20 protein-coding genes are annotated in these 24,225 nt (G+C 67.2%); 15 read left to right on the top strand and 5 right to left on the bottom strand.

The window, feature by feature from the left end:
- Positions 1 to 232: 232 nt before the first annotated feature.
- The 5 genes from J2T21_RS08790 to pdxS all read left to right on the top strand — a co-directional run bounded on the left by J2T21_RS08790 (position 233) and on the right by pdxS (position 6,493).
- On the top strand, positions 233 to 1,615 hold the full coding sequence (locus J2T21_RS08790; protein ID WP_307580534.1) for a sensor histidine kinase: 1,383 nt from the start codon (positions 233 to 235) through the stop codon (positions 1,613 to 1,615).
- Positions 1,616 to 1,643: 28 nt separating this feature from the next.
- Positions 1,644 to 2,291 (top strand): response regulator transcription factor, encoded by a 648-nt coding sequence (locus J2T21_RS08785; RefSeq protein ID WP_307580532.1) that lies wholly within the window; start codon positions 1,644 to 1,646, stop codon positions 2,289 to 2,291.
- 157 nt (positions 2,292 to 2,448) lie between these two features.
- Complete coding sequence (thrS, locus tag J2T21_RS08780) at positions 2,449 to 4,452, top strand: threonine--tRNA ligase (protein ID WP_307580530.1); 2,004 nt, start codon at positions 2,449 to 2,451, stop codon at positions 4,450 to 4,452.
- Between the two features lie 4 nt (positions 4,453 to 4,456).
- Positions 4,457 to 5,065: an HIT family protein gene (locus tag J2T21_RS08775; RefSeq protein ID WP_307580528.1), complete on the top strand. Its 609-nt coding sequence runs from the start codon at positions 4,457 to 4,459 to the stop codon at positions 5,063 to 5,065.
- Between the two features lie 471 nt (positions 5,066 to 5,536).
- Positions 5,537 to 6,493, top strand: a complete 957-nt coding sequence (gene pdxS, locus J2T21_RS08770) for a pyridoxal 5'-phosphate synthase lyase subunit PdxS (protein WP_373457910.1) — start codon at positions 5,537 to 5,539, stop codon at positions 6,491 to 6,493.
- Positions 6,494 to 6,644: 151 nt separating this feature from the next.
- Here the strand turns inward: pdxS and J2T21_RS08765 are convergent, their stop codons facing one another.
- The 3 genes from J2T21_RS08765 to J2T21_RS08755 all read right to left on the bottom strand — a co-directional run bounded on the left by J2T21_RS08765 (position 6,645) and on the right by J2T21_RS08755 (position 10,376).
- On the bottom strand, positions 6,645 to 7,460 hold the full coding sequence (locus tag J2T21_RS08765) for an oxidoreductase (protein ID WP_307580946.1): 816 nt from the start codon (positions 7,458 to 7,460) through the stop codon (positions 6,645 to 6,647).
- 139 nt (positions 7,461 to 7,599) lie between these two features.
- Positions 7,600 to 8,358, bottom strand: a complete 759-nt coding sequence (locus J2T21_RS08760; protein WP_307580526.1) for a GNAT family N-acetyltransferase — start codon at positions 8,356 to 8,358, stop codon at positions 7,600 to 7,602.
- On the bottom strand, positions 8,355 to 10,376 hold the full coding sequence (locus tag J2T21_RS08755; RefSeq protein WP_307580524.1) for a M3 family metallopeptidase: 2,022 nt from the start codon (positions 10,374 to 10,376) through the stop codon (positions 8,355 to 8,357). Before J2T21_RS08755 ends, J2T21_RS08760 begins: the two co-directional genes overlap by 4 nt.
- A gap of 79 nt (positions 10,377 to 10,455) precedes the next feature.
- On the opposite strand from J2T21_RS08755, the gene J2T21_RS08750 reads away from it, so the two are divergent.
- From J2T21_RS08750 to J2T21_RS08705, 10 genes are all read left to right on the top strand, one after another.
- Complete coding sequence (locus J2T21_RS08750; protein WP_307580522.1) at positions 10,456 to 11,709, top strand: CapA family protein; 1,254 nt, start codon at positions 10,456 to 10,458, stop codon at positions 11,707 to 11,709.
- A gap of 98 nt (positions 11,710 to 11,807) precedes the next feature.
- Positions 11,808 to 12,518: a pyridoxal 5'-phosphate synthase glutaminase subunit PdxT gene (gene pdxT / locus J2T21_RS08745; protein WP_373457909.1), complete on the top strand. Its 711-nt coding sequence runs from the start codon at positions 11,808 to 11,810 to the stop codon at positions 12,516 to 12,518.
- A 2-nt stretch (positions 12,519 to 12,520) separates the two neighbouring features.
- Positions 12,521 to 13,276 (top strand): YebC/PmpR family DNA-binding transcriptional regulator, encoded by a 756-nt coding sequence (locus J2T21_RS08740; protein WP_307580518.1) that lies wholly within the window; start codon positions 12,521 to 12,523, stop codon positions 13,274 to 13,276.
- Between the two features lie 7 nt (positions 13,277 to 13,283).
- Positions 13,284 to 13,892 carry a crossover junction endodeoxyribonuclease RuvC gene (gene ruvC / locus J2T21_RS08735; protein ID WP_307580516.1) on the top strand — a complete coding sequence of 203 codons (609 nt, stop codon included), beginning with the start codon at positions 13,284 to 13,286 and terminating at the stop codon, positions 13,890 to 13,892.
- Between the two features lie 150 nt (positions 13,893 to 14,042).
- On the top strand, positions 14,043 to 14,660 hold the full coding sequence (gene ruvA / locus J2T21_RS08730) for a Holliday junction branch migration protein RuvA (protein ID WP_071215115.1): 618 nt from the start codon (positions 14,043 to 14,045) through the stop codon (positions 14,658 to 14,660).
- A gap of 9 nt (positions 14,661 to 14,669) precedes the next feature.
- Positions 14,670 to 15,728 (top strand): Holliday junction branch migration DNA helicase RuvB, encoded by a 1,059-nt coding sequence (ruvB, locus tag J2T21_RS08725; RefSeq protein WP_307580514.1) that lies wholly within the window; start codon positions 14,670 to 14,672, stop codon positions 15,726 to 15,728.
- Between the two features lie 174 nt (positions 15,729 to 15,902).
- Positions 15,903 to 16,364: a preprotein translocase subunit YajC gene (yajC, locus tag J2T21_RS08720; RefSeq protein ID WP_307580512.1), complete on the top strand. Its 462-nt coding sequence runs from the start codon at positions 15,903 to 15,905 to the stop codon at positions 16,362 to 16,364.
- Between the two features lie 224 nt (positions 16,365 to 16,588).
- On the top strand, positions 16,589 to 18,322 hold the full coding sequence (gene secD, locus J2T21_RS08715; protein ID WP_307580510.1) for a protein translocase subunit SecD: 1,734 nt from the start codon (positions 16,589 to 16,591) through the stop codon (positions 18,320 to 18,322).
- Positions 18,315 to 19,298, top strand: a complete 984-nt coding sequence (gene secF, locus J2T21_RS08710) for a protein translocase subunit SecF (protein WP_307580508.1) — start codon at positions 18,315 to 18,317, stop codon at positions 19,296 to 19,298. Before secD ends, secF begins: the two co-directional genes overlap by 8 nt.
- Before the next feature lie 239 nt (positions 19,299 to 19,537).
- Positions 19,538 to 21,829, top strand: coding sequence for a RelA/SpoT family protein (locus tag J2T21_RS08705; protein ID WP_307580506.1), 2,292 nt, complete (start codon positions 19,538 to 19,540; stop codon positions 21,827 to 21,829).
- A gap of 39 nt (positions 21,830 to 21,868) precedes the next feature.
- Here J2T21_RS08705 and J2T21_RS08700 read toward each other — a convergent pair whose 3' ends face one another.
- Both J2T21_RS08700 and J2T21_RS08695 read right to left on the bottom strand, forming a co-directional pair.
- The gene (locus tag J2T21_RS08700) at positions 21,869 to 22,531 is read right to left on the bottom strand and encodes a type IV toxin-antitoxin system AbiEi family antitoxin (protein WP_307580505.1); all 663 of its coding nucleotides are present in this window, start codon (positions 22,529 to 22,531) and stop codon (positions 21,869 to 21,871) included.
- A 156-nt stretch (positions 22,532 to 22,687) separates the two neighbouring features.
- On the bottom strand, positions 22,688 to 24,225 hold a 1,538-nt coding region (locus tag J2T21_RS08695), incomplete at its 5' end, for a DUF349 domain-containing protein (protein ID WP_373457908.1).

The following is a 24,225-nucleotide window of genomic DNA, read 5'->3' as shown; positions in this document are numbered from 1 at the left end:
GATTCGTACGGTCTCAACCTTGGATAAGGGCGGCGCCAACCAAGGTTAAGGCTCTAACCTTGGTTGGCGCCCGCGCAGCCGACGGTTCAGGACCGGTTCTTTTCCGTGCCCCTGGGTTCGGCGAAGTCGTGCGTCCGGCGTGGACAAACGTGAAAAACGGGGGATATCCCCCCATGCGAAAGGGTGGGATGCCCCATGTCGCCAACCCATTTTCCGTAGAATGCTGGAGAGCATGAACAGGAATGCGCTTGCATCGCCCCTGGACGGATATTCCATGAGCTCCATGAGGCCAACATTTCCAGAAACCGAGTCACCCCGCTCCATGCTTGAAAAGGACCAGAAGTTCGTGCCCGCATTCTTCAAGAAAAAAACCTGGCGAGCCTTTGCCTACCACTGGGCCATGCTGTTCCTTGCTCCCTTTGGATTCACCTATGCCATCCTGACGATATCGCTGGGTGCATCCCTCCTGGTGACAGTGATCGGGCTAAGCGTTGCCGCGGCCATGCTCATGGGTGCCCGATCCTGGGGCCGGCTGCAGAGGGCCCTCACCGGGTCGTTGCTGGACCGGCACATCGACGCTCCGCCAAGGTTGGTGAGGCGCCCGGGATTCATGGGCTTCATCCGCTCCGGGTTGGGCGACGCGAGCGGTTGGCGCGCCCTGGCGCATATGCTGGCCGGCTTCGCGACAACACTGGTTGCCTCGCTGCTGAGCATCACCTTTCTTGTTGCGGGCCTGGGCTGCCTGACCTACTGGTACTGGGTGCAGTGGCTTCCCCTGATGCAGGCGAAGGGCGGGAGCTGGCAACGTGGAACGAGCATCGGTTCCGACATCTACGCCGAGGGCCCGACCTGGAACCTGGTGTACGCGGCCGTCGGTGTGTTGTTCACTTTTCTGTTGTGGCCCGCGATCAACAACGGCCTGGCGCGCCTGCAGGGTAGTCTGGCCGCCGGATTGCTGGGTCCCACCGAGGCGCAGTTGCGGGTGAAAAGCCTTGAGGAAAGACGCAGCCATACGGTGCAGGACGCCGACGCCCGGCTGGCGCAGATCGAACGCGACCTGCATGACGGAACCCAGGCCCAGCTCGTGGCCATTGCCATGAAATTGGGGGATGCCAGGGACCGTTTGGCCGGTGAAGACATCCCGGAAAACATCAAGGCGCTGCTGGCGGGCGCGCAGGGAACGGCAACCGATGCGTTGAACGACCTGCGCGGCCTGGCCAGCGGCATCCGGCCCGCCGTCATCAACGATGGCCTGGACACGGCGTTGGAATCGCTGGTTGCGGCGGCCCCGATGCCCGTGTCCCTGACCTATTCGCTGGCTTCCCGCCCCAGCCCGGCGATCGAGGCCATCGCGTACTTCTGCGCCGCGGAACTGCTGAACAACGCGGCCAAGCACTCCTCAGGCACGCGCGTCACCCTGAAGGTCGCCACCGCCGGCCACGGGAAGCAGCTGGTGCTCAGCGTGCTTGACGACGGTGTCGGGGGAGTGGACCCGGCAGCCGGAAGCGGCATCGAGGGACTCAGGGCCCGCGCCGCGAACGTTGACGGGACGCTGGAGATTTCCTCGCCCCGGGGAGGGCCCACCGAGATCACTCTCAGGCTGCCGCTTTCTTAAACGGGAAGGCGCCGGGGGAAACTGGGGCATGAGGATTTCCATTGCCGAGGATTCGGCCCTGCTGCGCGCCGGGCTCACCGAGTTGCTGACCGGCCGCGGGCACCAGGTCGTTGCCGCGGTGGACAACGCCGAGGACCTGCTCGCCTCCATGGCGACCGACGTTCCCGATGTGGTGATCCTGGACAACCGGATGCCGCCGACCCCCACCAACGAGGGCATCCGCGCGGCCCTGGCCCTGCGCACCACCCACCCCGGCGTCGGGGTGCTGGTGCTCTCCCAATACGTGGAGACGCGCTACGCCTCCCAGCTCTTTGCCGGACAGCCCTCGGGCACCGGATACCTGCTCAAGGACCGGGTGGCGGACGTGGGCTCGTTCATCGAGGCGCTGGCGCGGATTGCCGCCGGGGAAACCGTGCTCGACCCGGAGGTCGTCCGCCAGCTCATGAGCGTCTCGAACCGGCCCGCGGGGCTTCAGATGCTGACTCCGCGGGAGCAGTCGGTGCTCGAACTCATGGCACAGGGGCGCACCAACGCGGGGATCTGCGCGGAGCTTTTCCTCTCCGCCGGGGCCGTTGAGAAGAACATCACCGCGATCTTCTCCAAGCTGGGCCTGGAACCATCCGGGGGCGACCATCGGCGGGTGCTGGCGGTGCTCAAGTACCTTGAACACGCCTGATCGCAGCGCCGCCCCCGAGAGCGCGGGCCGCTCGAGCGTGACATGCGTGGTTTTCGATTGGTTGGCACCGGCGGGCGTCGGTTAAGCTGGTGGTTGGCTGGCTGTGGCCACCGTACGCCACAAGCCATGAAGCCGAACCACGAAACGAGGAGCCGTAGTGCTTGAGCAAATCACACTGACCGTCGATGGCGAACAACGCGAGGTGAATGCCGGCACTACCGGGGCCGAGCTGTACTTCGACGACCGCGAGGTCGTCGTCATGCACGTCGATGGCGTGCTGCGCGATTTGGCCCGCCCGCTGGAGGCCGGAACCGCCGTCGAACGCGTCACCATCGATTCCCCCGCCGGGCTCGAGGTCCTTCGCCACTCCACCGCACACGTCATGGCCCAGGCCGTGCAGCAGCTGCGTCCCGATGCCAAGCTTGGCATCGGCCCGTACATCACCGACGGCTTCTACTTCGACTTCGATGTCGCCGAGCCGTTCACTCCCGAGGACCTGAAGACCCTCGAGAAGATGATGCTCAAGATCGTGAACCAGAACCAGAAATTCGCCCGCCGCGTCGTCACCGAGGACGAGGCGCGCAAGGCCATGGCCCACGAGCCCTACAAGCTCGAGCTGCTGAAGAAGGCCAACGAGGCCGACTCGGCCGGCGAGGGCGTCAACGTCGAGGTCGGCGCCGGCGAAATCACCATCTACGACAACGTCGACCGCAAGTCCGGCGAAACCGTCTGGTGCGATCTGTGCCGCGGCCCGCACCTGCCCAACACCAAGCTGATCTCCAACGCCTTCGCGCTGACCCGCACCTCGGCCGCCTACTGGCTGGGCAACCAGGAAAACCAGCAGCTGCAGCGCATCTACGGCACCGCCTGGCCCACCAAGGAAGCCCTGAAGGCCTATCAGGAGCGCATCGCCGAGGCCGAGCGCCGCGACCACCGCAAGCTCGGCGTCGAGCTGGATCTCTTCTCCTTCCCCGACGAGCTGGGTTCCGGCCTGCCGGTGTTCCACCCGCGCGGCGGGATCATCCGCAAGGAGATGGAAGACTACTCGCGCGCACGCCACGTGGAGGCCGGCTACGAGTTCGTCTACACCCCGCACATCACCAAGGGCCACCTCTACGAGGTCTCCGGCCACCTTGACTGGTACCGCGACGGGATGTTCCCCCCGATGCACGTGGACGCCGAGCTGAACGAGGACGGCACGGTGCGCAAGCCCGGCCAGGACTACTACCTCAAGCCGATGAACTGCCCGATGCACAACCTGATCTTCCGCTCGCGCGGACGGTCCTACCGCGAACTGCCGCTGCGCTTGTTCGAATTCGGTTCGGTCTACCGCTACGAGAAGTCCGGCGTGGTCCACGGGCTCACCCGCGTGCGCGGCATGACCCAGGACGACGCCCACATCTACTGCACCAAGGAGCAGATGAAGGACGAGCTCACCGAAACGCTGAACTTCGTGCTGGGTCTGCTCAAGGACTACGGGCTGGATGACTTCTACCTGGAGCTCTCCACCAAGAACCCGGAGAAGTTCGTTGGCGATGACGCCATCTGGGACGAAGCCACCCGCACCCTCGCCGAGGTCGCCGAGGCCTCGGGCCTGGAACTGGTCCCGGACCCGGGCGGAGCCGCGTTCTACGGACCGAAGATCTCCGTCCAGGCCAAGGACGCGCTGGGCCGCACCTGGCAGATGTCCACCATCCAGCTGGACTTCAACCTGCCCGAGCGCTTCGAGCTCGAGTACCAGGCCGCTGACGGCACCCGCCAGCGCCCGGTGATGATCCACCGCGCCCTGTTCGGTTCCGTGGAACGCTTCATGGGCGTGCTCACCGAGCACTACGCCGGCGCCTTCCCGGCCTGGCTCTCCCCGGTCCAGGTCGTGGGCATCCCCGTGGCCGAGGCCTTCAACGAGTACATGTTCGACGTGATCGACAAGCTCAAGGCCGCCGGCATCCGCGCCGAGGCGGACATCTCCTCGGACCGCTTCCCGAAGAAGATCCGCACCGCGTCGAAGGAAAAGGTCCCGTTCGTGCTCATCGCCGGCGGCGAGGACGCCGAGGCCGGGGCGGTCTCCTTCCGCTTCCGCGACGGCAGCACCGACAACGGGGTGCCCGTCGACGAGGCGGTAGCCCGCATCGTCGCGGCCGTGAAGAACCGGGAAGCCTAGATCCATGGGGGAGTCCACGAACGTCTACGCATCCACCCATCCGGGTGGCGCGTCCCAGGAAGCAGCCGATGCCGCCATCACCGACGACTTCGAACTCGCCGGGGTGCCCGATTCGTTCCAGCGCCTGTGGACTCCCTACCGGATGGCCTACATCAAGGCCGGCCAGGACCAGGTCAAGGACGAGGAGTCCTGCCCCTTCTGTGCCGGGCCGACCCGCAGCGACGAGGATTCGCTGATCATCCACCGCGGCAAGACCGCCTACGTGATCCTGAACCTCTTCCCGTACAACCCGGGCCACCTGCTGATCTGCCCGTACCGCCACGTGCCGGACTACACCGACATCACCGCCGAGGAAACCGCCGAGATGGCAGCGCTGGCCCAAAAGTCCATGCGCGTGCTGCGCCACGTCTCGCGCCCCACCGGTTTCAACCTGGGCATGAACCAGGGCGTCACCGGGGGAGCGGGGATTGCCGCGCACCTGCACCAGCACGTGGTGCCGCGCTGGGCGGGGGACGGGAACTTCTTCCCGATCATTGCCGAGACCAAGGCCATTCCGGCAACGCTCGGCGACATCCGCTTGGACCTTGCCGCCGGCTGGGCGGAACTGGACTAAGGCGACCAGGCACTTCATGGATTGGCCGTCGGGGAGGACCCCCGGCGGCCGATCCGTTTAATGCGCGTTTCGCCGTTGCCGCCGTTGCGCCGGCCTGTGCGGCTCTTTTGCGTTCGTCGTCTTCCCGCATTCCCGAGGGCCCGGGGTGATCTGGCGTGTGCGGGTGCCTTCAACCGAGAGGCAGGCAATCCTGGGCGAGCATGGAAGGGCCCGGTGCCCGGGCGCCCGGAGCGGGGGCGCAGGGGCCAGGGCGGCATTTGATTTTCCGCATTTACCGCCCTCGAGATCCGGGGGCGGCCGGAATCCGGTGCCTAGTCATAAATAGGCGATCCCACTAGGATGTTTATCTATGGCCGCCGAGTAGTCGCATCATTTTCACCGCCGCTTTACGCGGTGGACATTGGGTGTGTTTGCACCTAGTTTTGAATTGTGACGACACACCCGCGGCCTTTGTGACGCGGCGGACCTACGATGATTCGCGTACTGCTCACCTTATTGAAAGGAACCCCCAAGGTGTCTGAAAACCAAGGCGTCCCCACCCCCGCAACCACCGTAGGTAGCGATCGCGTCAAGCGGGGCATGGCCGACATGCTCAAGGGCGGCGTCATCATGGATGTTGTCACGGCGGACCAGGCCCGCATCGCCGAGGATGCCGGCGCCGTTGCCGTCATGGCCCTCGAGCGCGTCCCTGCCGATATCCGTGCCCAGGGCGGCGTCTCGCGCGCCAGCGACCCGGACATGATCGACAGCATCATCGCCGCGGTTTCCATCCCGGTGATGGCCAAGGCCCGCATCGGGCACTTCGTCGAGGCACAGATCCTGCAGTCCCTCGGTGTCGACTACGTCGACGAGTCCGAGGTCCTCTCCCCGGCCGACTACGAGCACCACATCGACAAGTGGAACTTCAAGGTCCCCTTCGTCTGCGGCGCCACCAACCTCGGCGAGGCCCTGCGCCGCATCAACGAGGGTGCCGCGATGATCCGCTCCAAGGGCGAGGCCGGCACCGGAGATGTTTCCAACGCCACCGGCCACATGCGCAAGATCCGCTCCGAGATCGCCAAGCTCGCGGCCCTGCCGAAGGACGAGCTGTACGTGGCAGCCAAGGAGCTGCAGGCCCCGTACGAGCTGGTCAAGGAAGTTGCCGCCACCGGCAAGCTGCCGGTCGTGCTCTTCACCGCCGGCGGCATCGCCACGCCGGCCGACGCCGCCATGATGATGCAGCTGGGTGCCGACGGCGTGTTCGTGGGCTCGGGCATCTTCAAGTCCGGCAACCCGGCACAGCGTGCCGCAGCCGTCGTGAAGGCCACCACCTTCTTCAACGATCCGGACGAACTGGCCAAGATCTCCCGCGGCCTGGGCGAAGCCATGGTCGGCATCAACGTCGCCGACATCCCGGCACCGCACCGCTTGGCCGAGCGCGGCTGGTAGGTTCCGGGCGATAGCCTGACAAGCAGCGGGCCGGGTGCACCGGATTCAGGAATCCCCTTCATTGGAAGGGGGGAAGCCGGATCCGGAAAGCACCCGGCCCGTTTGCCGTGGCCTGCCGGCGGGAGTGTTGTTGCTCTCCGGAATCACGGGGTCAGTGCCGGGGCTTGCCCGTGGCCCGGGTGATCAGCGCCTCGAAGAGGCGGTCGCCAAGACCGCGGCGCGCCAGGACCAGCGGCCTGGCACCGAAGCCGACGGCGTACCGGGTCTTGGACCTGGAGGCGCGCACGGCCCTTCCGACCGCGTCGGCCACCACCCCCGGAGGTGAGTTGCGTCCGCCGGTGGTTTCCCCGCGCAACAACTTCACGACAGCAGCGGCCTGCCTGCCGTAGGGACCGTGCCCGGAGGCCTGCTCGACGAGATCCCCGGCGATCGGCCCCCACTCGGTGGCAATGCCTCCGGGTTCGATCACGACGACGTCGATGCCGAACGGCGTGACTTCCATGCGCAGGCAATCGCTCAGTGCCTCAAGGGCAAATTTCGTGCCGTGGTACCAACCGCCCAGCGGAGTGTATATCTTCCCACCCATCGAGGAGATGTTCACGATGGTGCCCGCGCCGCGGGCGCGCATGTGGGGGAGCACCAGTTGCGCGAGCCTGATCGCACCGAACACGTTGACCTCGAACTGCCGTCGGCCCTCGTCGATTTCAACGTCTTCCAGGGCGCCGTATGAACCGTAGCCGGCGTTGTTGACCAGCACGTCGATGCGACCGGTCTCGGTGATGATCCGCTCGATGCCGGCCCGCATGGACGCATCGTCGGTGACATCCATCGCCAGCACGGCAATGCCGTCCTCTTCGCGGCGCTGCATCCGCTCGACGCGTCGGGCCGCCGCGTAGACGGTGAGACCCATGGCCTGCAGCTTCCGGGCAGTGGCTTCCCCGATCCCCGAGGACGTCCCGGTGACCAGTGCGGACCTGCCTGCCCTGGGTGGCCTCCCGGTAAAAGCGGCTGCGGTCCATCAACAGCGTGGAGAACGGCACGCCTCGGGGCAAGAGCGCGGGAAGCGGCCGCGAACCCGGCGTGCCGGGCGGCACGGCACCGGGCGGCTACTGGCGCAGCACCAGGTGGCGGCCGCGACCCAGCAAACGCATCCCGTTGGCCTCGAAGAACGGTGCCGAACTCGGGGAAGCGGCGGCAATCAGTTCGATGGGTGTGTCTTCCTCCAGCCCCAGCGGATTGACCATGCCGCGGGCCAGCCCGTTGAGCAGGGCCGAGCCCACGCCCCTCCGGCGCTGCGCCGGGGTCACGGCCAGGCCGTGGATGGCCAGCTGGCCGCCGAAGGCCTGCTGGGCAAAGGCGCGGCCCACCAACTCGCCCTCGAGGGTGCGCGCGGTGGCCTGCTCGATGCGGCGCAACGCCGGGTGCCCGGCGCTTAGTCCGGCAGCGGCCGGATCGCGCCAGAGGTTGGCGACCTGCAATTCCTTCGCGTCGGCGCCACTGGCCTCGGGGATCTCCGTGCCCAGGCGCACGCGTCCGTCCCACGGTTCCTCCGGTCCGACCAGCTCGCCGGCATGCCAGGAAATCTGTGCGGCATCGGAGAACCCTGCGGCCTCCAGCGGGCCGGAGGGCGCACCGGAATTAACCCAGGCCTCGACCCGGCGCGCACCCAGGCGCGTGCCTTCGGCCAGGCCCGGGCGCAGCCCGGCCTCCTGCGCGTGGGCGGGGAAGAGCAGCACCAGCCGGCCGCGGGCCGGCTGCCAGGCCCACGAGCAGCCGTGGGTCGTGAAGAGCTTGCCGCCGGTGGCGATCGCCATGGCCTGGTGCCAGTGCGAGAGCGCGTCCTGCGCAAAACCAATTGTTGTCACGCGTTCGTGCTCCTTGCCAGTCCGCGGCGCACCAGCAGCGGTTCGATCCGGGCTTCGCGGCCGCGGAAGATTCCATAGGATTCAAGCGGGTCGCGGGTGTTGCCGCGCGAGAGCAGCTCGGTGCGGAACCGTTCGCCGTTTTCCCGCTTCAGCCCGCCGTTTTCTGTGAACCACTCGACGGTGTCGGCGTCCAGCACCTCCGACCAGATGTAGGAGTAGTAGCCGGCCGAGTACCCGCCGTCGAAAATGTGCTTGAAGTAGCCGGTGCGGTAGCGCGAGGGCACCAGCTCCGGGATCAGCCCGGCCTCTGAAAGTACCCGCTGCTCGAAGGCCAGCGGATCGGAAACCAGTTCCCCGTCGGTCAGCGAGTGCCAGGCCAAATCCAGGACGGCTGCGGTGAGGTACTCGGTGGTGGCGAATCCCTCGCCCCACAGCGCCGCGGCCTCCAGGGCCTGGACCGTGCCCTCCGGCAGCGGTTCCCCGGTGCGCGTGTGCGCGGCATAGCCGGGCAGCACCTCGCCGTGCAGGGCCCACATCTCGTTGACCTGCGAGGGGTACTCGACGAAGTCGCGCGGCACACTGGTGCCGGCCAGCGACGGGTAGAGTCCGGCGGAAAACAGCCCGTGCAGCGCGTGGCCGAACTCGTGGAACAGCGTGTTGACCTCGTCGAGGGACACCAGTGCCGGTTCGCCTGCCGCTGGCTTGGGGATGTTCAGGGTGTTGGTGACCACGGGACGCTCGCCCAGCAGGGACGCGGACTCGCGGATGGAGTTCATCCACGCACCCCCGGCCTTGGTGGGACGGGCAAAGAAGTCGCCCACGAACAGGCCCAGCGTGGAGCCGTCCTCGTTGAAGACCTCCCAGGTGCGCACGTCGGGGTGGTAGGGCGGGAAGTCGAAACGCTCGGTGAAGCCCAACCCGTAGAGGCGGGAGGCTGCGGCAAAGACGCCGCGCTCGAGCACCGCATCGAGCTCGAAGTATTCGCGCAACGCCCCGCGGTCCAGCGCGTGGCGTTCGCGCGCCACGGCGGCGGAGTAGTAAGCCCAGTCCCACGGCTGGATGGGGGAACCGGAAATCTTCTCCAGTTCCCCGGCCTCGGCCCGGGCGTTGGCCACGGCAGCCGGGATGAGCTCGGCCAGGCGGCCGCGCACCGCAGCCAGGTCCGGGGCGGTGGCCTCCTGCAGCACCACGTCGGCGTGCGTCGCAAAGCCCAGCAGAGCCGCACGCTTCGAGCGCAGCGACGCCATCCGCGCAGCCAGGTCCAGGGTCCGGTTTTCGCCCTCCTGGCCGCGGTTCACCGAGGCCTCGAAGAGCCGTCGTCGCGAAGCGGAAAGTTCGAGTCGCTCGAGCAGCGGCTGCCCGGTGGGCAGGACCAGGGTCAGCAGGTAGCCGTCGGGGTACCCTGCGTCGCGCGCCGCATCCGCGGCGGAGCCCAGTTCCCCGTCGCTGAGCCCGGCCAGTTCCCCCGGATCGGCAAAGTGTACGGCGGCCTCGTTCATGGCGCCCAGGAGCCTGCGTGAGTATTCGCTGGACAGGTCCGTGATCTCGCTGTTCAGTGCGCGCAACTGCTCCTTGCGCTCCGCATCGAGTTCGGCGCCGGCGGCACGGAAGGTGCGCAGCGTCTCTGCGACCAGCCGCTTGTCCTCGCCGCCGAGCGGATCGGCGTCCAGGGAGGCCAGGCGCGCAAAAAGCTCCCCGTCAAGGTGGATGGCATCCTGGTGGCCGGAAACCAGCGACTGGATCTGCGGGTCGATCTCGCGCAGTTCGTCGGTGCCATGGGCGGAGAAGACCGTCCAGTACGCCATCACGGCGCGCCGCAGCAGCGCGCCGCTGCGTTCCATGGCCACAAAGGTGTTCTCAAAGGTCGGGGCCTGCGTGTTTTGCGCGATGGCCCGAAGTTCTTCCAGGTGCCCAGCGACACCCTGCTGGACGGCATCCAGGTAGTGGGCTGCCTCCAGGGCTGAATAATCTGGGAATTCAAACGGCAAGGTGCTTCGCTCAAGCAACGGATTATGCATGGTGTTAACCCTGTCATAAGCCCGCGGCGCTGTGGGTATCCCGCGCCGGAATGCACGCGGCAAAGGTTAGGCTCGGAGCATGTTTGATCGAATCGTGCATGGGCCCGGGGCCCGAAAACGCGCAGCCATTGGCACCGCACTGCTGCTGGCTGCATCCCTGGCTGCCTGCACACCCGCCCCGCCGCAGGTTCCCGCCGCGGCCAGCGGTCCGGTGACCTCCACTCCGGCGGCCTCCAGCCCCGAAACCCCGGCGGCCCCGGCCACCCCGTCCCCAAGCGCCACCAAGGCCGTCGCGGAACCCGCGGACCCATCGTGCCCGGGGGACGAGTGCATCGAGGTCGCGGTGGCCGGGGACATCCTGCTGCACCCGGCCTTGTGGGCCCAAGCCAAGCAGGACGGGAATGGGAAATACGACTTCGGCCCCCTGCTTGCGGGCATCGCCCCCTACCTGGACCAAAGCGACCTGGCCCTGTGCAACCTGGAAACCCCGGTTGCGGCGCCGAACGGGCCGTTCGGCGGGTACCCGATGTTCAACGTTCCGCCACAGATCATCCCGGCCTTGAAGGACGTCGGCTATGACGGCTGCAGCACCGCCAGCAACCATTCCATGGACGCCGGCGTTGCCGGGGTCAAACGGACCCTGGACGCGCTGGAGGCGGCCGGGATGGTTTCCACCGGCTCCTACCGTAGCAAGGCCGAGGCCCAAAGGCCGCTGCTGGTTCCGGCGGGCAGCGCCAAGGTCGCGGTCATCGCCGGCACCTATTCACTGAACGGGATGAAGGAAGACGTGCCGTGGCGGGTCGACGACATCGAGCAGGCCTCGTTGGTGGCCCGGGCCAAGGCGGCACGCGCGGCCGGGGCGGACATCGTGCTTGCCGCGATCCACGACGGCGCCGAATACACCAGCGCACCCACCGCCTCCCAGCTGGCACTGTACCGCTCGCTGGCGGCCAGCGGCGAGTTCGACTTCATCTACTCCCACCACACCCACTCGGTGCTGCCGATCGAAAAGCACCAGGGCACCTGGATTGTGTACGGGTTGGGCAACTCCGTGGCCAAGCACGCGACCAAGACCCCGCTGAACAAGGAGGGGCTCACGGTGAAGATGCAGTTCGTGCGCACCGGAGACACCTGGAAGCCCGGGAGCCTGCTGTGGGCACCGCACATCATGAAACCATCCCCGTTGCGCTGGTGCGCACTGCCCGCCAGGGCTTCGGCCCCGTGCACCACCGAGGCCCAGGATGCCGCCTCGCTCAAGCGCACCACCGACACCGTGAACTCCATGGACGCCAAGGCCAACGGCGCAAAGATGTGGTCCTTGGGCGGCCGCTGACCGGCCGCCGGGCACCCGGGCGTGTCACGAAAATATTCCCACGGGGTTCGGCGGGTTTATCCTGAGCTGTCCACGTACTTCATCTCGGTGCGCGCGGCATGCATGATCCATTCCACGAGACCAGAAAGCGATCCACCTTGGCGCCACGAATCGGAGTCCTTGCCCTGCAAGGGGATGTACGCGAACACCTGCAAGCACTCGAATCACTCGGTGCCCTTGCGCTGCCGGTGAAGACACCGGGCGCCCTGGCGGACCTGGACGGCTTGGTCATCCCCGGCGGGGAGTCAACGGTGATCGACAAGCTCGCCCGCATGTACGGGGTGGCCGAGGCGCTCAGGGCCAGGATCGCCGACGGGTTCCCGGTCTATGGATCGTGCGCCGGAATGATCCTCCTGGCGGACACAATTGCCGATCCCACCACCAACATGAAGGGCGAGCCCCAGCAAAGCTTCGGGGGAATCGATATGGTGGTCAGGCGCAATGCCTTCGGGCGACAGGTCGACTCGTTCGAGGTCGACCTTGAGATCAAGGGACTGAACGCCCTTCCCAGCCAGGACCCGGACCGTGCCACCGCGCCGGTCCGCGCGGCATTCATCCGCGCACCCTGGGTGGAAAGCGCGGGGGAGTCCGTAGAGGTGCTGGCCACCATTCCCGCGGAAAACACGCCCCTGGGCGTGGACGGGACAAGGGTGGCTAGAATTGTTGCAGTACGTTCTGGAAAATTATTGGCGACTTCCTTCCACCCCGAGGTGGCCGGGGAGCGCCGGATCCATGAACTTTTCATTCAAATGATCAGAGGAGACGCGTAAGCATGTCCGGCCACTCCAAATGGGCAACCACGAAACACAAGAAGGCAATCCTCGACAGCAGGCGCGCCAAGGCGTTCGCCAAGCTGATCAAGAACATCGAGGTTGCTGCGCGCGCAGGCGGCGCCGACCTGGCCGGAAACCCGGCCCTCGAGGTCGCTGTCTCCAAGGCCAAGAAGACCTCGGTGCCCAACGACAACATCGACCGCGCGGTCAAGCGCGGCGCCGGCCTGACCGGCGAGGTCATCGACTACACCGAGATCATCTACGAGGCACGCGGACCGCAGGGCTCGGCCCTGCTGATCGAATGCCTGACCGACAACAAGAACCGTGCGGCCTCCGAGGTGCGCCTGGGCATCACCCGCAACGGCGGCACCGTCGCGGACCCCGGCTCGGTCGCATACCTGTTCTCCCGCCGGGGAGTCGTCGGCCTGCCGAAGAAGGACCTCACCGAGGACGACCTGCTCATGGCGGTGCTGGACGCCGGGGCCGACGAGGTCAAGGAATCCGGGGACCACTTCGAGATCCATTCGGAGCCGACCGACCTGCGTGCGGTTGTTTCCGCGCTCGAGGAGGCCGGAATCGAATACGAAACCGACGAAGTCGAATTCGTGCCCTCGATGCAGGTCCAGCTTGATGCGGCAGCGGCCCGCAAGTTCCTGAAGCTTGCCGACGCGCTCGAGGAGCTGGACGACGTGCAGAACGTCTACTCCAACGCGGACATCAGTGCCGAGGTCATGGCAGAACTCGAAGAGGACTAGCCACCACATGGCCCTGCGAGTGGTGGGCGTCGACCCGGGCCTGACCCGTTGCGGCCTGGCCGTGGTCGACGTTGAACCCAACCGCCGGGCCACGCTCATCGATGTCTCGGTGGTGGGGACCCCTCCGGGGACCCCGTTGGACCAGCGATTGCTGGCCATCGCCGACGGCATCGATGCGTGGCTCGATGAGCACAAGCCCGACGTTGTTGCCCTGGAGCGGGTCTTCAGCCAACTGAACGTCAGCACGGTGATGGGCACCGCGCAGGCCTCGGGCGTGGTGATCGTTGCCGCTGCCCGGCGGAACATCCCGGTGGCGCTGCACACCCCCACCGAGGTCAAGGCAGCGGTGACGGGCTCCGGCTCGGCCAACAAGTTGGCGGTGGGCAAGATGGTCGCCAAGATCCTGCGCCTGGACGCCCCGCCGTCCCCGGCCGATGCCGCCGACGCCGCGGCGCTGGCCATCACCCACGGCTGGCGCGGCGCCGCATTCGGTGCCGCCGGTGCCGCAGCCTCGGCCTCCGCCCCGCGGCCCTCCGGCGGATCCTCGGGCTTGACGCCCGCCCAGCGCGCCTGGATCGCCGCCGAAGCCAAGGCCCGAGCGGTCAAGGCACGCTAGGGACCGCAGGGAACCAGCCCCTGACGTCCTGCGCTGCGTGCGTCCGCGGGTGCGCGCCAAGGAACCTGTAAGCTGTTCGTAGATATATTCGTATGGCTTGCGTGTTTCGGGTACCACCGGCGCGGCCCGGCACCACGGAGGAACACCCCCATGATCAGTACGCTGCGAGGAGTGCCCCAACAGGTCAACCTGAACAACGCGGTCATCGAGGTCGGCGGCTTCGGCATGCTGATCCAGGCAACCCCGCAGACGCTGGCCACCTTGCAGGTGGGCCGGGAAGCATTCGTGCACACCTCCATGGTGGTGCGCGAGGACTCCATGACGCTCTTCGGCTTCGCCTCCGGTGACGAACGCGAGGTCTTCGAGGTCCTTACCGGGGTCTCGGGCATCGGGCCGCGCACCGGCCTGGCAATCCTTTCGGTGCATACCCCGGAGGAAGTCCGCATCGCCGCCAGCACCAAGGACACCAAGGCCTTCACCAAGGTCTCGGGCATCGGGCCCAAGGGCGCCCAGCGCATCGTGCTCGAGCTCAACGGAAAGCTGGTGCCCACCGGCGCACCGGTTCCGGCCGGAAGCCCGGCGGCACCCACCTGGGAGCCCCAGGTCCTCGAGGCACTCACCGGCCTGGGCTGGACCGAGAAGGACGCCAACAAGGCGCTGGAAGCACTGGCCAAGAACGACCCGGAAATCGTTGCCACCGGCAGCGTGCCGGAAATCCTGCGGGCGGTGCTGCGTTCCCTGGGGCGCGGGAACCGGCCCGGAAACTAGGAGTACGACATGACAGAAACCGGCGAGCTGACCAATGCCGGCCCCGAGCCCGAGGAACGGGTGCTCGAGGCGGCCCTGCGGCCCAAGAACCTGGACGATTTCGTCGGACAGCACCGGGTGCGCCAACAGCTCTCCCTGGTGCTCGAGGCCTCCAAGATCCGCGAGCGGACCGCCGACCACGTCCTGCTCTCGGGCCCTCCCGGCCTGGGCAAGACCACGCTGTCGATGATCATCGCCGCCGAAATGAACGCGCCGCTGCGCATCAGCTCCGGCCCGGCCATCCAGCACGCCGGGGACCTGGCAGCGATCCTCTCTTCCCTCACCGAGGGCGAGGTGCTTTTCCTGGACGAGATCCACCGGATGAGCCGCCCCGCCGAGGAAATGCTCTACATGGCCATGGAGGACTTCCGCGTCGACATCATCGTCGGCAAGGGAGCCGGCGCCACCGCCATCCCGCTGGAACTTCCGCCCTTCACGCTGGTCGGTGCCACCACCCGCGCCGGACTGCTGCCGGGCCCGCTGCGCGACAGGTTCGGATTCACCGGGCACCTGGAGTTCTACAGCGTCGAGGAACTCGAGCTGGTGCTGCGCCGTTCGGCCATGATGCTTTCGCTGAAGGTCAACTCCGCGGCCTTCAGCGAGATCGCCTCGCGTTCGCGCGGCACCCCCCGCATTGCCAACCGGCTGCTGCGCCGCGTGCGCGACTGGGCGCTGGTGAACCGGCTCGAAAGCATTGACGCACGCGCCGCCTCCGCGGCCCTGGACATGTACGAGGTCGACGTCCGCGGATTGGACCGGCTGGACCGCGCGGTGCTCCATGCCCTGTGCACCAAGTTCGGCGGGGGGCCGGTGGGCCTGTCCACCCTGGCCATTGCGGTGGGGGAGGAGCCCGAGACCGTGGAGACGGTCGCCGAACCGTTCCTGGTTCGCGAGGGCCTGCTGGGACGCACCCCGCGCGGCCGGATCGCCACCGCGGAGACCTGGAACCACCTGGGGCTTCGCATGCCGGCCGATGCCATCTTCGCAGGCCGGTCCGGTCTTGGGCTTGACGACGAAGAAGCCGAGTAGCCGGCAGGGCTCTCACCTTGGGGCGCGACGGCGCATTCCAAGGACATTCGCAGGCCAAAACTGCGTTGTGGTCGGGGTTTGGTCAGGAACTCCCTATAGTATGGATAGGCCCACCGGCTGCGCAATTGCGATTGTGCGCGCCGCTGACAATGACTTAGGAACAGGTATCCACACGTGACCGAATACGTTTTGGCCCAAGCCGCTTCCGGCGAAAAGGCCCCATTCGACCCGACCATGCTGATCATGCTCGCCGCCTTCGGCCTGCTGATCTTCATGATGATGCGTGGCCGCAAGAAGGCCGCCAAGGCCCAGGAAGAGATCCGCTCCAACCTTGCCGTGGGCGCCGAGGTGATGACCCAGTTCGGTCTCTTTGGCACCATTGCGAGCATCGACACCGACGAAAACAAGATCGTCCTGGAGGTTTCCCCGGGCAGCTTCGTCACCGTCCACTCCCAGGTTGTCGCCAAGGTCGTCGCCTCGGAAGAGGCTGGCGCATCGGTTGAGGTCCCCAACGACGCCTCGTCGCTGACCTCGGCCTCGGTCGAGAGCGCCGATGAGGCCCCGGGAGCGGAAAACGAAACCCCCGAAGAGACCTTGCGCCGCCTGAACAACGACGACAAGGGCCCCAAGGCCTAGTCCGCTTGGCGCCTTCGGGCACACCAACCCAGCAGTGAACGGCAGCCGGATTTCCGCGGGCCACACAGACCCGCCGGTGAGCGATCCGGCTTTCGATTGACCTTCACCATGCGGCCCGGAGCAGCCCCAACCCCCACCCCGCAGGGGCGGGGCGCAGGCAGGCTCCGGGTTTTCCGCGGAATCTCCATCCCCCAGGGGCGGTGGAACAACCAGAAAGCCTCACGATGTCATCTACTGGTCCGATCAAGCAGGCGCGCAAATCCCTGCTGTGGCTCGGCGTTATCTTCCTCATTTCGGCCGCCATCCTGATTACCGGCGTGCTGAGCGGGAAAGCAGCTTTTGCCCCCAAGCTTGCCCTCGACCTCGAGGGTGGCACCCAAATGATCTTGGCACCACGGGTGGCGGGCGGTGCTGCGGCAACGCAGGAACAGCTGGACCAGGCCGTGGAAATCATCCGCCAGCGCGTGGACGGCACCGGCGTCTCGGAAGCCGAGATCACCACGCAGTCCGGCCGAAACGTCGTCGTGTCCATGCCGGGCATCCCCGATACCCGCACCCGCGAGCTGATCCAGGCCTCGGCGAACATGGAGTTCCGCCCGGTCATCCTGGCCGGCTCGTTCACCGCCGTTCCCGAGGAACAGCGACTGGCCAAGGCGGATCTGCCCAAGCCGAGCGCCAAGCCCGAGAACGCCTCGGACATGAACTGGATCGACGCGGCCCTGTACCAGAAGTTCGAGGCGTACGACTGCCCGACGGAACTCGGACAGGGTGCAGAAGAGGTCCACGACCCGGCCAAGCCGATGATCTCCTGCGAACCGGATACGGGCTCCAAATACATCCTGGGCCCGGTCGAGGTCCCCGGCGCCGACATCACCGATGCCTCCTTCGGCATGTCCCGCGGCCAGCAGGGCGCGGTCACCGGGCAGTGGGGCGTGACCCTCGAATTCAACGCCGAGGGCAAGGAGAAGTTCGCCGAGGTCACCAAGCGCATCACCCCCATGCAAGGTTCGCAGAACCAGTTCGCGATCGTGCTTGACGGCACCGTGATCTCCGCCCCGCGGTCCAACGCGGTGATCGCCGATGGCCGCGCCGAAATCACCGGCAACTTCACCGAACAGAGCTCCAAGGCCCTGGCCGACCAGCTGAAGTTCGGCGCCTTGCCGATCAGCTTCGAGATCCAGTCCGAGCAACAGATCTCCGCGACCCTGGGTACGGACCAGCTGCGCAGCGGATTGATCGCCGGGCTCATCGGCATGGGGCTGGTGGCGATCTACTCGATCTTCCAGTACCGCCTGCTGGGCATGGTCACCATCGTCTCGCTGCTGGTTTCCGGCGTGCTGACCTACCTCGCGCTGGTGCTGCTGGGCTGGTCGATGAACTACCGGCTCTCGCTGGCAGGTGTTGCGGGCCTGATTGTGTCCATCGGCCTGATCGCCGACTCCTTCATCGTGTACTTCGAACGCATCCGTGACGAACTGCGTGACGGACGCCCGCTGCATTCGGCCGTGGAAATCGGCTGGAAGCGCGCCAAGCGCACCATCCTTGCCTCCAAGGCCGTGAACATCCTGGCCGCCATCGTGCTGTACATCGTGGCCGTGGGCAACGTGCGCGGCTTCGCCTTCACGCTGGGCCTGACCGCCGTGGTGGACATCGTGGTGGTCTTCCTGCTCACCCACCCGACGCTGCAGCTGCTGGGCAAGACCAAGTTCTTCGGCGAGGGGCACCGGTTCTCCGGGCTCGATCCCTCCCTGCTCGGAGCCGTGCCGCTGTACCTGGGCGCGGGCAAGATCCGCAGCTTCAGCACCGAGGCGGAAGTCGCCCGCGGCAAGAAGAACGCCAAGGCGGCTTCCGAAGCCGAACGCCGGCAGACCATCGCCGAGCGACGCAAGGCCGCGGCCACCACCGCGGCGCCCACCAAGTCGGACGAACGTGCGGATAAGGATTCATCAAATGGCTAGTCTCGCAACCTGGGGCAACGAGCTCTACACCGGCAAGCGTTCCTACCCGTTCACGGGCAAGCGCAAGCTGTGGCTGTCCGTTTCCGCGGTCCTGGTCCTGCTCGCCATCCTGGTCCCCGTTGTCAAGGGCGGGTTCAACCTCGGCATCGAGTTCCGCGGCGGATCCGAGTTCACCATCTCCAAGGTCGAGCACACCGACGTTCCCACCGGCGAAAATGCCGTGGTGGCGATCGCGCCGGACCACCACCCCCGGGTCACCAACATCGCCCCGAACACCATGCGCGTGCAGACCGACAAGCTCACCGACGACCAGACGCTGTCGCTGGCCGAGGCCCTGGCCACCGCGTACGGGGTGACCAAGTCGGAGGTCACCTCGACCTTCGTCGGCCCGACCTGGGGCGCGGACATCTCCAAGCAGGCAATCATCGGCCTGGTCGTCTTCGTGGTGCTGGTGGCGCTGCTCATGGCCGCGTACTTCCGCACCTGGAAGATGTCCCTGGCCGCGATCATCGGACTGCTCCAGGTGGTCGTGATCACCGCCGGGATCTATTCGCTCTCCGGATTCGAGGTCACCCCCTCGGCGATCATCGGCTTCCTGACGATCCTGAGCTACTCGCTATATGACACGGTGGTGGTCTTCGACAAGGTCCGGGAGAACACCGCCGGTTTCGAGTCACAGACCAAGCGCAACTTCGAGGAACTGGTGAACCTGGGCATCAACCAAACCCTGGTGCGTTCGATCAACACCTCGGTGGTGGCCGTGCTTCCGGTGGCCTCGATCCTGTTCATCGGCTCCTACCTGCTGGGTGCCGGGACGCTCAAGGACCTGTCGTTGGCATTGTTCATCGGCATCATCGTCTCGGCGCTGTCCACGCTCTTTGTCCAGGCCCCGCTGTACTCGCTGCTGCGTGACGGCGAGCCGGAGATCGAGCGCCACAACAAGAAGATCGCGGCGCACCGCCTGGCCAACGCCTAGGCACGCGCCCGGGCCAGCGTTTTGCGGGCACGGCGACGGCGGGACCCCGGAGGTGGACTCCGGGGCCCCGCCGTCCGCCTTTGGGCGCGAAGTGCTATAACCTAGCAAGAGGAACCTGGGCGTGGTGAAAGTGCCGCGGTGCCGGGCCCCCTTCCCGGGGCCGGTGCCGCAAGCCACGGCCGGGCCACACGGCGCGCCACGCGCCCACGCGACGGATCCCGATCGATAGGAGGCACCCCATGGCCGAGAACCACGGTGTCATGATGCCCGGGGCCCCGAATCCCGCACCCAAGCGCGGGACCATCTCCCGCCTGGTCCGCCTGGCCGGACGCGGCTCCACCGCCCAGCCCCCGACCCTGGAACCCCTGCTGCGCACCGTGCGCGCGCAGAACCCCAAGGCCGACATCGACCTGCTGGCCCGCGCGTATGCGGTCGCCGAGCACCACCACGAGGGCCAGAAGCGCAAGAGCGGGGACCCGTACATCACCCACCCGGTCGCGGTGGCCACCATCCTGGCCGAGATGGGCATGACCGGGGCGATCCTTGCCGCCGCGCTGCTGCACGACACCGTCGAGGACACCGAATACTCCCTGGAGCAGCTGACCCGCGAGTTCGGCGAGGAGATCGCGAAGCTGGTCGACGGGGTCACCAAGCTGGACAAGGTCCAGTTCGGGGAGGCCGCGCAGGCCGAGACCGTGCGCAAGATGGTCATCGCGATGTCCAAGGACATCCGGGTGCTGCTGATCAAGCTGGCCGACCGCCTGCACAACGCGCGCACCTGGCGCTACGTCTCCCCGGAATCCAGCGCCAAGAAGGCCCGCGAGACCCTGGAGATCTTCGCCCCGCTGGCCCACCGCCTGGGCATGAACACCGTCAAGTGGGAGCTCGAGGACCTCTCCTTCGCCGCGCTGCACCCCAAGGTGTACGAGGAAATCGTGCGCATGGTGGGGGAGCGGACCCCGGAACGGGAGAAATACCTGGCCACGGTGCGCTCCGCCATCACCGAGGACATCACCGCCGCCAGGCTCAAGGCCACCGTCAGCGGCCGGCCGAAGCACTACTACTCGATCTACCAGAAGATGATCGTGCGCGGCAAGGACTTCGACGACATCCACGACCTGATGGGCGTGCGGGTCCTGGTTGACACCGTCAAGGACTGCTACGCGGTGCTGGGGCTGATGCATGCGCGCTGGACCCCGTTGCCGGGGCGCTTCAAGGACTACATCGCGCTGCCCAAGTTCAACCTGTACCAGTCGCTGCACACCACCGTGATCGGCCCCGACGGCAAGCCGGTGGAGATCCAGATCCGCACCCACGACATGCACCAGCGCGCCGAGTACGGCGTGGCGGCGCACTTCAAATACAAGCACGGCAACGGCGGGGACTCCCGCTCGGTCGAGGAACAGGACATGGACTGGCTGCGCAGCCTCATGGACTGGCAGAAGGAAACTTCCGACTCCAACGAGTTCCTGGATTCCCTGCGCTACGAGATCAACACCGCCGAGGTCTTCGTCTTCACCCCCAAGGGCCAGATCATGTCCCTGCCGGTGGGCTCCACCCCGGTGGACTTCGCCTACGCGGTGCACACCGACGTGGGGCACCGCACCATCGGTGCCCGGGTGAACGGCAAGCTGGTCCCGCTGAACTCGGAGCTGCACCACGGCGACATGGTGGAGGTCTTCACCTCCAAGGCGGAGAACGCCGGCCCGTCCCAGGACTGGGCGGGCTTCGTGAAGTCCGCGCGCGCCCGGAACAAGATCCGGCAGTGGTTCACCAAGGAACGCCGCGAGGAAGCCATTGAGAAGGGCAAGGAGCAGCTGACCAAGGCGCTGCGGAAGAACAACCTTCCGCTGCAAAAGCTCATGACCCACGACGTGCTCTCCGCCGTCGCGCAGGAGCTGCGCCACCACGACATCTCCGCGCTCTACGCCGCAGTTGGCGACGGGCACACCAGTGCGCAGAACGTCATCGAACACCTCACCGCGCTGGTCGGCGGGGAAAACGGATCCGTCGCGGAGGTGCTGGAGGAAACCCCCATCTACGCGGTGCCCGGGAGGGCCGCCGAATCCGATGCCGGTGTCGTTGTTCCGGGCGCCGGCGAGGTGCTGGCGAAGCTGGCACGCTGCTGCACCCCGGTGCCGCCGGATCCGATCCGCGGTTTCGTCACGCGCGGCTCCGGGGTCTCGGTGCACCGCACCGACTGCGTGAACCTCAAGCAGCTCGAACAGCAGCCCGACCGCCTGGTCGAGGTCCAGTGGGCCCCGACCAAGTCCAGCGTCTTCCTGGTGGAGATCCTGGTTGAGGCGCTTGACCGCAAGTCGCTGCTCTCGGACGTGACGCGGGTGCTCTCGGAGAACCACGTGAACATCCTGGCCGCGAGCGTATCCACCTCCCGGGACCGGGTGGCCTTCTCCCGCTTTGCCTTCGAAATGGGCGACCCGAAGTACCTCAGCCACGTGCTGAACGCGGTGCGGCGCATCGACGGGGTGTACGACGTGTACCGCACCTCCGGTGGCAACCGCCGCTCCTAGCGCGTTTTCCACCCCGGCGGGGAGGACCCGCGGGGGTTCTCAGGCCGCCGCGGGCAGGGTTTCGTCCATCAGCCGGGTGACCGCGCCCAGCGCGCGGCGCCGTCCGGGCCGGCGCACCTGCTCATTGATCGAGTCCAGCATCTGCCGGTACCCGCAGCGCAGGCGCGGCGAGGCATCGATGGCCGCGAGCACCGGCAGGGATTCACGCCACTCGGAATTGAAGGCGATGTCCATCGCGGTGCGCAGCGGCGAGGTCACCGCCACGCCTCCCACGGTGCAGATCTGCTCCTCGTCCAGCACGCCCTCGCTCAACCGCAGCAGCATCCGGGCCGTCGGGGCGCAAGGCCGGTGGTAGCGCGGGACCACGATGTCCAGTTCGCGCGGCATGGGCGCGCAGCCGTACACCCACGCGGCGGTGCCCTTGCACAGGGCCCTGCCGGGCAACAGTTGCTCCCCGGCCACCGCGGCGGCCACCTGCGCCCGGGTCACCGGGTTTTCCGGATGCACCGCGGCGATATACGCCCCGGGCAAGACTTCCCGCAACGACCCGCGCAGCCGCAGTGCCTGCAGCTCGTTGAGCGTGAACGGCTCGTCGACCAGGACCACCTGCGGGCCCCCGCGCGCCCGGGACGGAAACCGTGGTGGTGCGGCCGGCGCTGCGGGTCCCGGGACCCGGTTGCGGGCGGTGTTTGTGCTTTCCATTCCCCCACTCTCACAGCCGCGGTGCCCCGGCGGCAGGGGAGAAGCCGAAATTGTGGATAACTGCGCCCGCGCGCACCGCCCGGGTCAGCAAAAAGCGCCGGGCGGGTGCGGTTCCTGCGAACCACACCCGCCCGGCGCCGTGCTGCCGTGAGGCTGCTACTGGAAGTCGGCCGAGGACTTCTGCAGCGTCTCGAGCCACAGGCGGCGGGCGTCCAGGGCTTCCTGGGCGGCCTTGATCTTGGACTCCACGCCCTTGGCCTTCGCCTTGGCCAGGTCGTCCTCGAGCCCGGCAATGGCGTCCTCGAGCTGGGTCAGCATCGAGTTCGACCGTGCCTTGGTCTCCGGGTTGGAGCGGCGCCACTGGTCGTCCTCCGCCGAACGAACGGCGTCCTCGACCTGGCGCAGTGAGGATTCCACGCGCTGCATGTCGGCGCGCGGGACCTTGCCCGCGGATTCCCAGCGGTCGCGGATCGAATCGAGCAGGCGCTTGGCGGTGGCCAGGTCCTTGATCGGCAGCAGCGCCTTGGCCTCGACCAACAACGCCTCCTTGACGATGAGGTTCGCCCCGAACTCCTCGTCGATGGCGGCGTTCGCGGACTGGCGTGCCTCGAAGAACACGTCCTGGGCGGCGCGGAAGCGTGCCCACAGGGCGTCGTCGTCCTTGCGCGAGGCGCGCTTGGAGGCCTTCCACTCGTCCATCAGGCGGCGGTATTCCCCGGCCGTTGCCCCCCAGTCGGTGGAGTGCGAGAGTTCCTCGGCACGGGCGATCAACGCTTCCTTGGCGGCCTTGGCCTCGGCGTTGGTGGCATCCAGCTGCGAGAAGTAGGCCCTGCGGTGGCGGTCAAAAGTGGTCCGGGCCCCGCGGAAACGCTTCCAGAGCGAATCCTCGGTGGAACGGCCCAGGCGCACGCCCGACTTCTGCGCGGTCTTCCAGGCATCGAACAGCTCGTTCATCCGGTTGGAGCCCTGCTTCCACTGCACGGTGCTCGGGTCCAGCGCTGCCAAGGCCTCGGCCTCGGCGACGATGGCCTCGCGGGCGGCGAGCTCGGTGGCTCGCAGCTCCTCGTTGGCCTTGCGTTCAACGGCAACCAGTTCGGCGACGGCCGCGCGGGCGGTCTCGATGCGTGCCTCAAGCGCCGGGATGTCCCCGACCATGGCGCGTTCGGCCACGGTGGCGGCCAGGTGGTCCAGGGTCTTGTTCATGTCCGAGCTCGGCGCCTTGGCCGCCACACGCTGCTCGAGCAGCATCAGGGAGGATACGACCTCGTCGTGCTTGCGCACGAAGTAGGCCAGGGCCTCCTCGGCGGTGGCATCGGGGTACTGGCCCACCGGGTGCTCGGTGCCGTCGATGATGACAAACACGTGGCCGCCCTCGGAAACGCGGCTGATCTTCGCGGCTTCCTCCAGCGGGGTGGTGAAGCTTGGGGGAGCTGCAACCGGCGCGGCGGCCTTGGCGGCGTGCTTGCCCATCGGGCGCGGTGCGCCGGGCGACGGGGCCATGGCGGCCGGGGTCGGCACTGCTGCGGGGGTCGGCGCCGGGGCGGGAGCTGCTTCCTCGGCCGTGGCCTCGGTTGCCGCTGCCGGTGCTTCCTCGGCCATGGGGGCTTCGGCTGCCGGTGCTTCCTCGGCCACGGGGGCTTCGGCTGCCGGTGCTTCCTCGGCCACGGGGGCTTCGGCTGCCGGTGCTTCCTCGG

It is taken from the genome of Paeniglutamicibacter psychrophenolicus (assembly GCF_030812255.1).
Lineage (GTDB): Bacteria > Actinomycetota > Actinomycetes > Actinomycetales > Micrococcaceae > Paeniglutamicibacter > Paeniglutamicibacter psychrophenolicus_A.
This window is presented reverse-complemented; position numbering and strand designations above follow the sequence as displayed.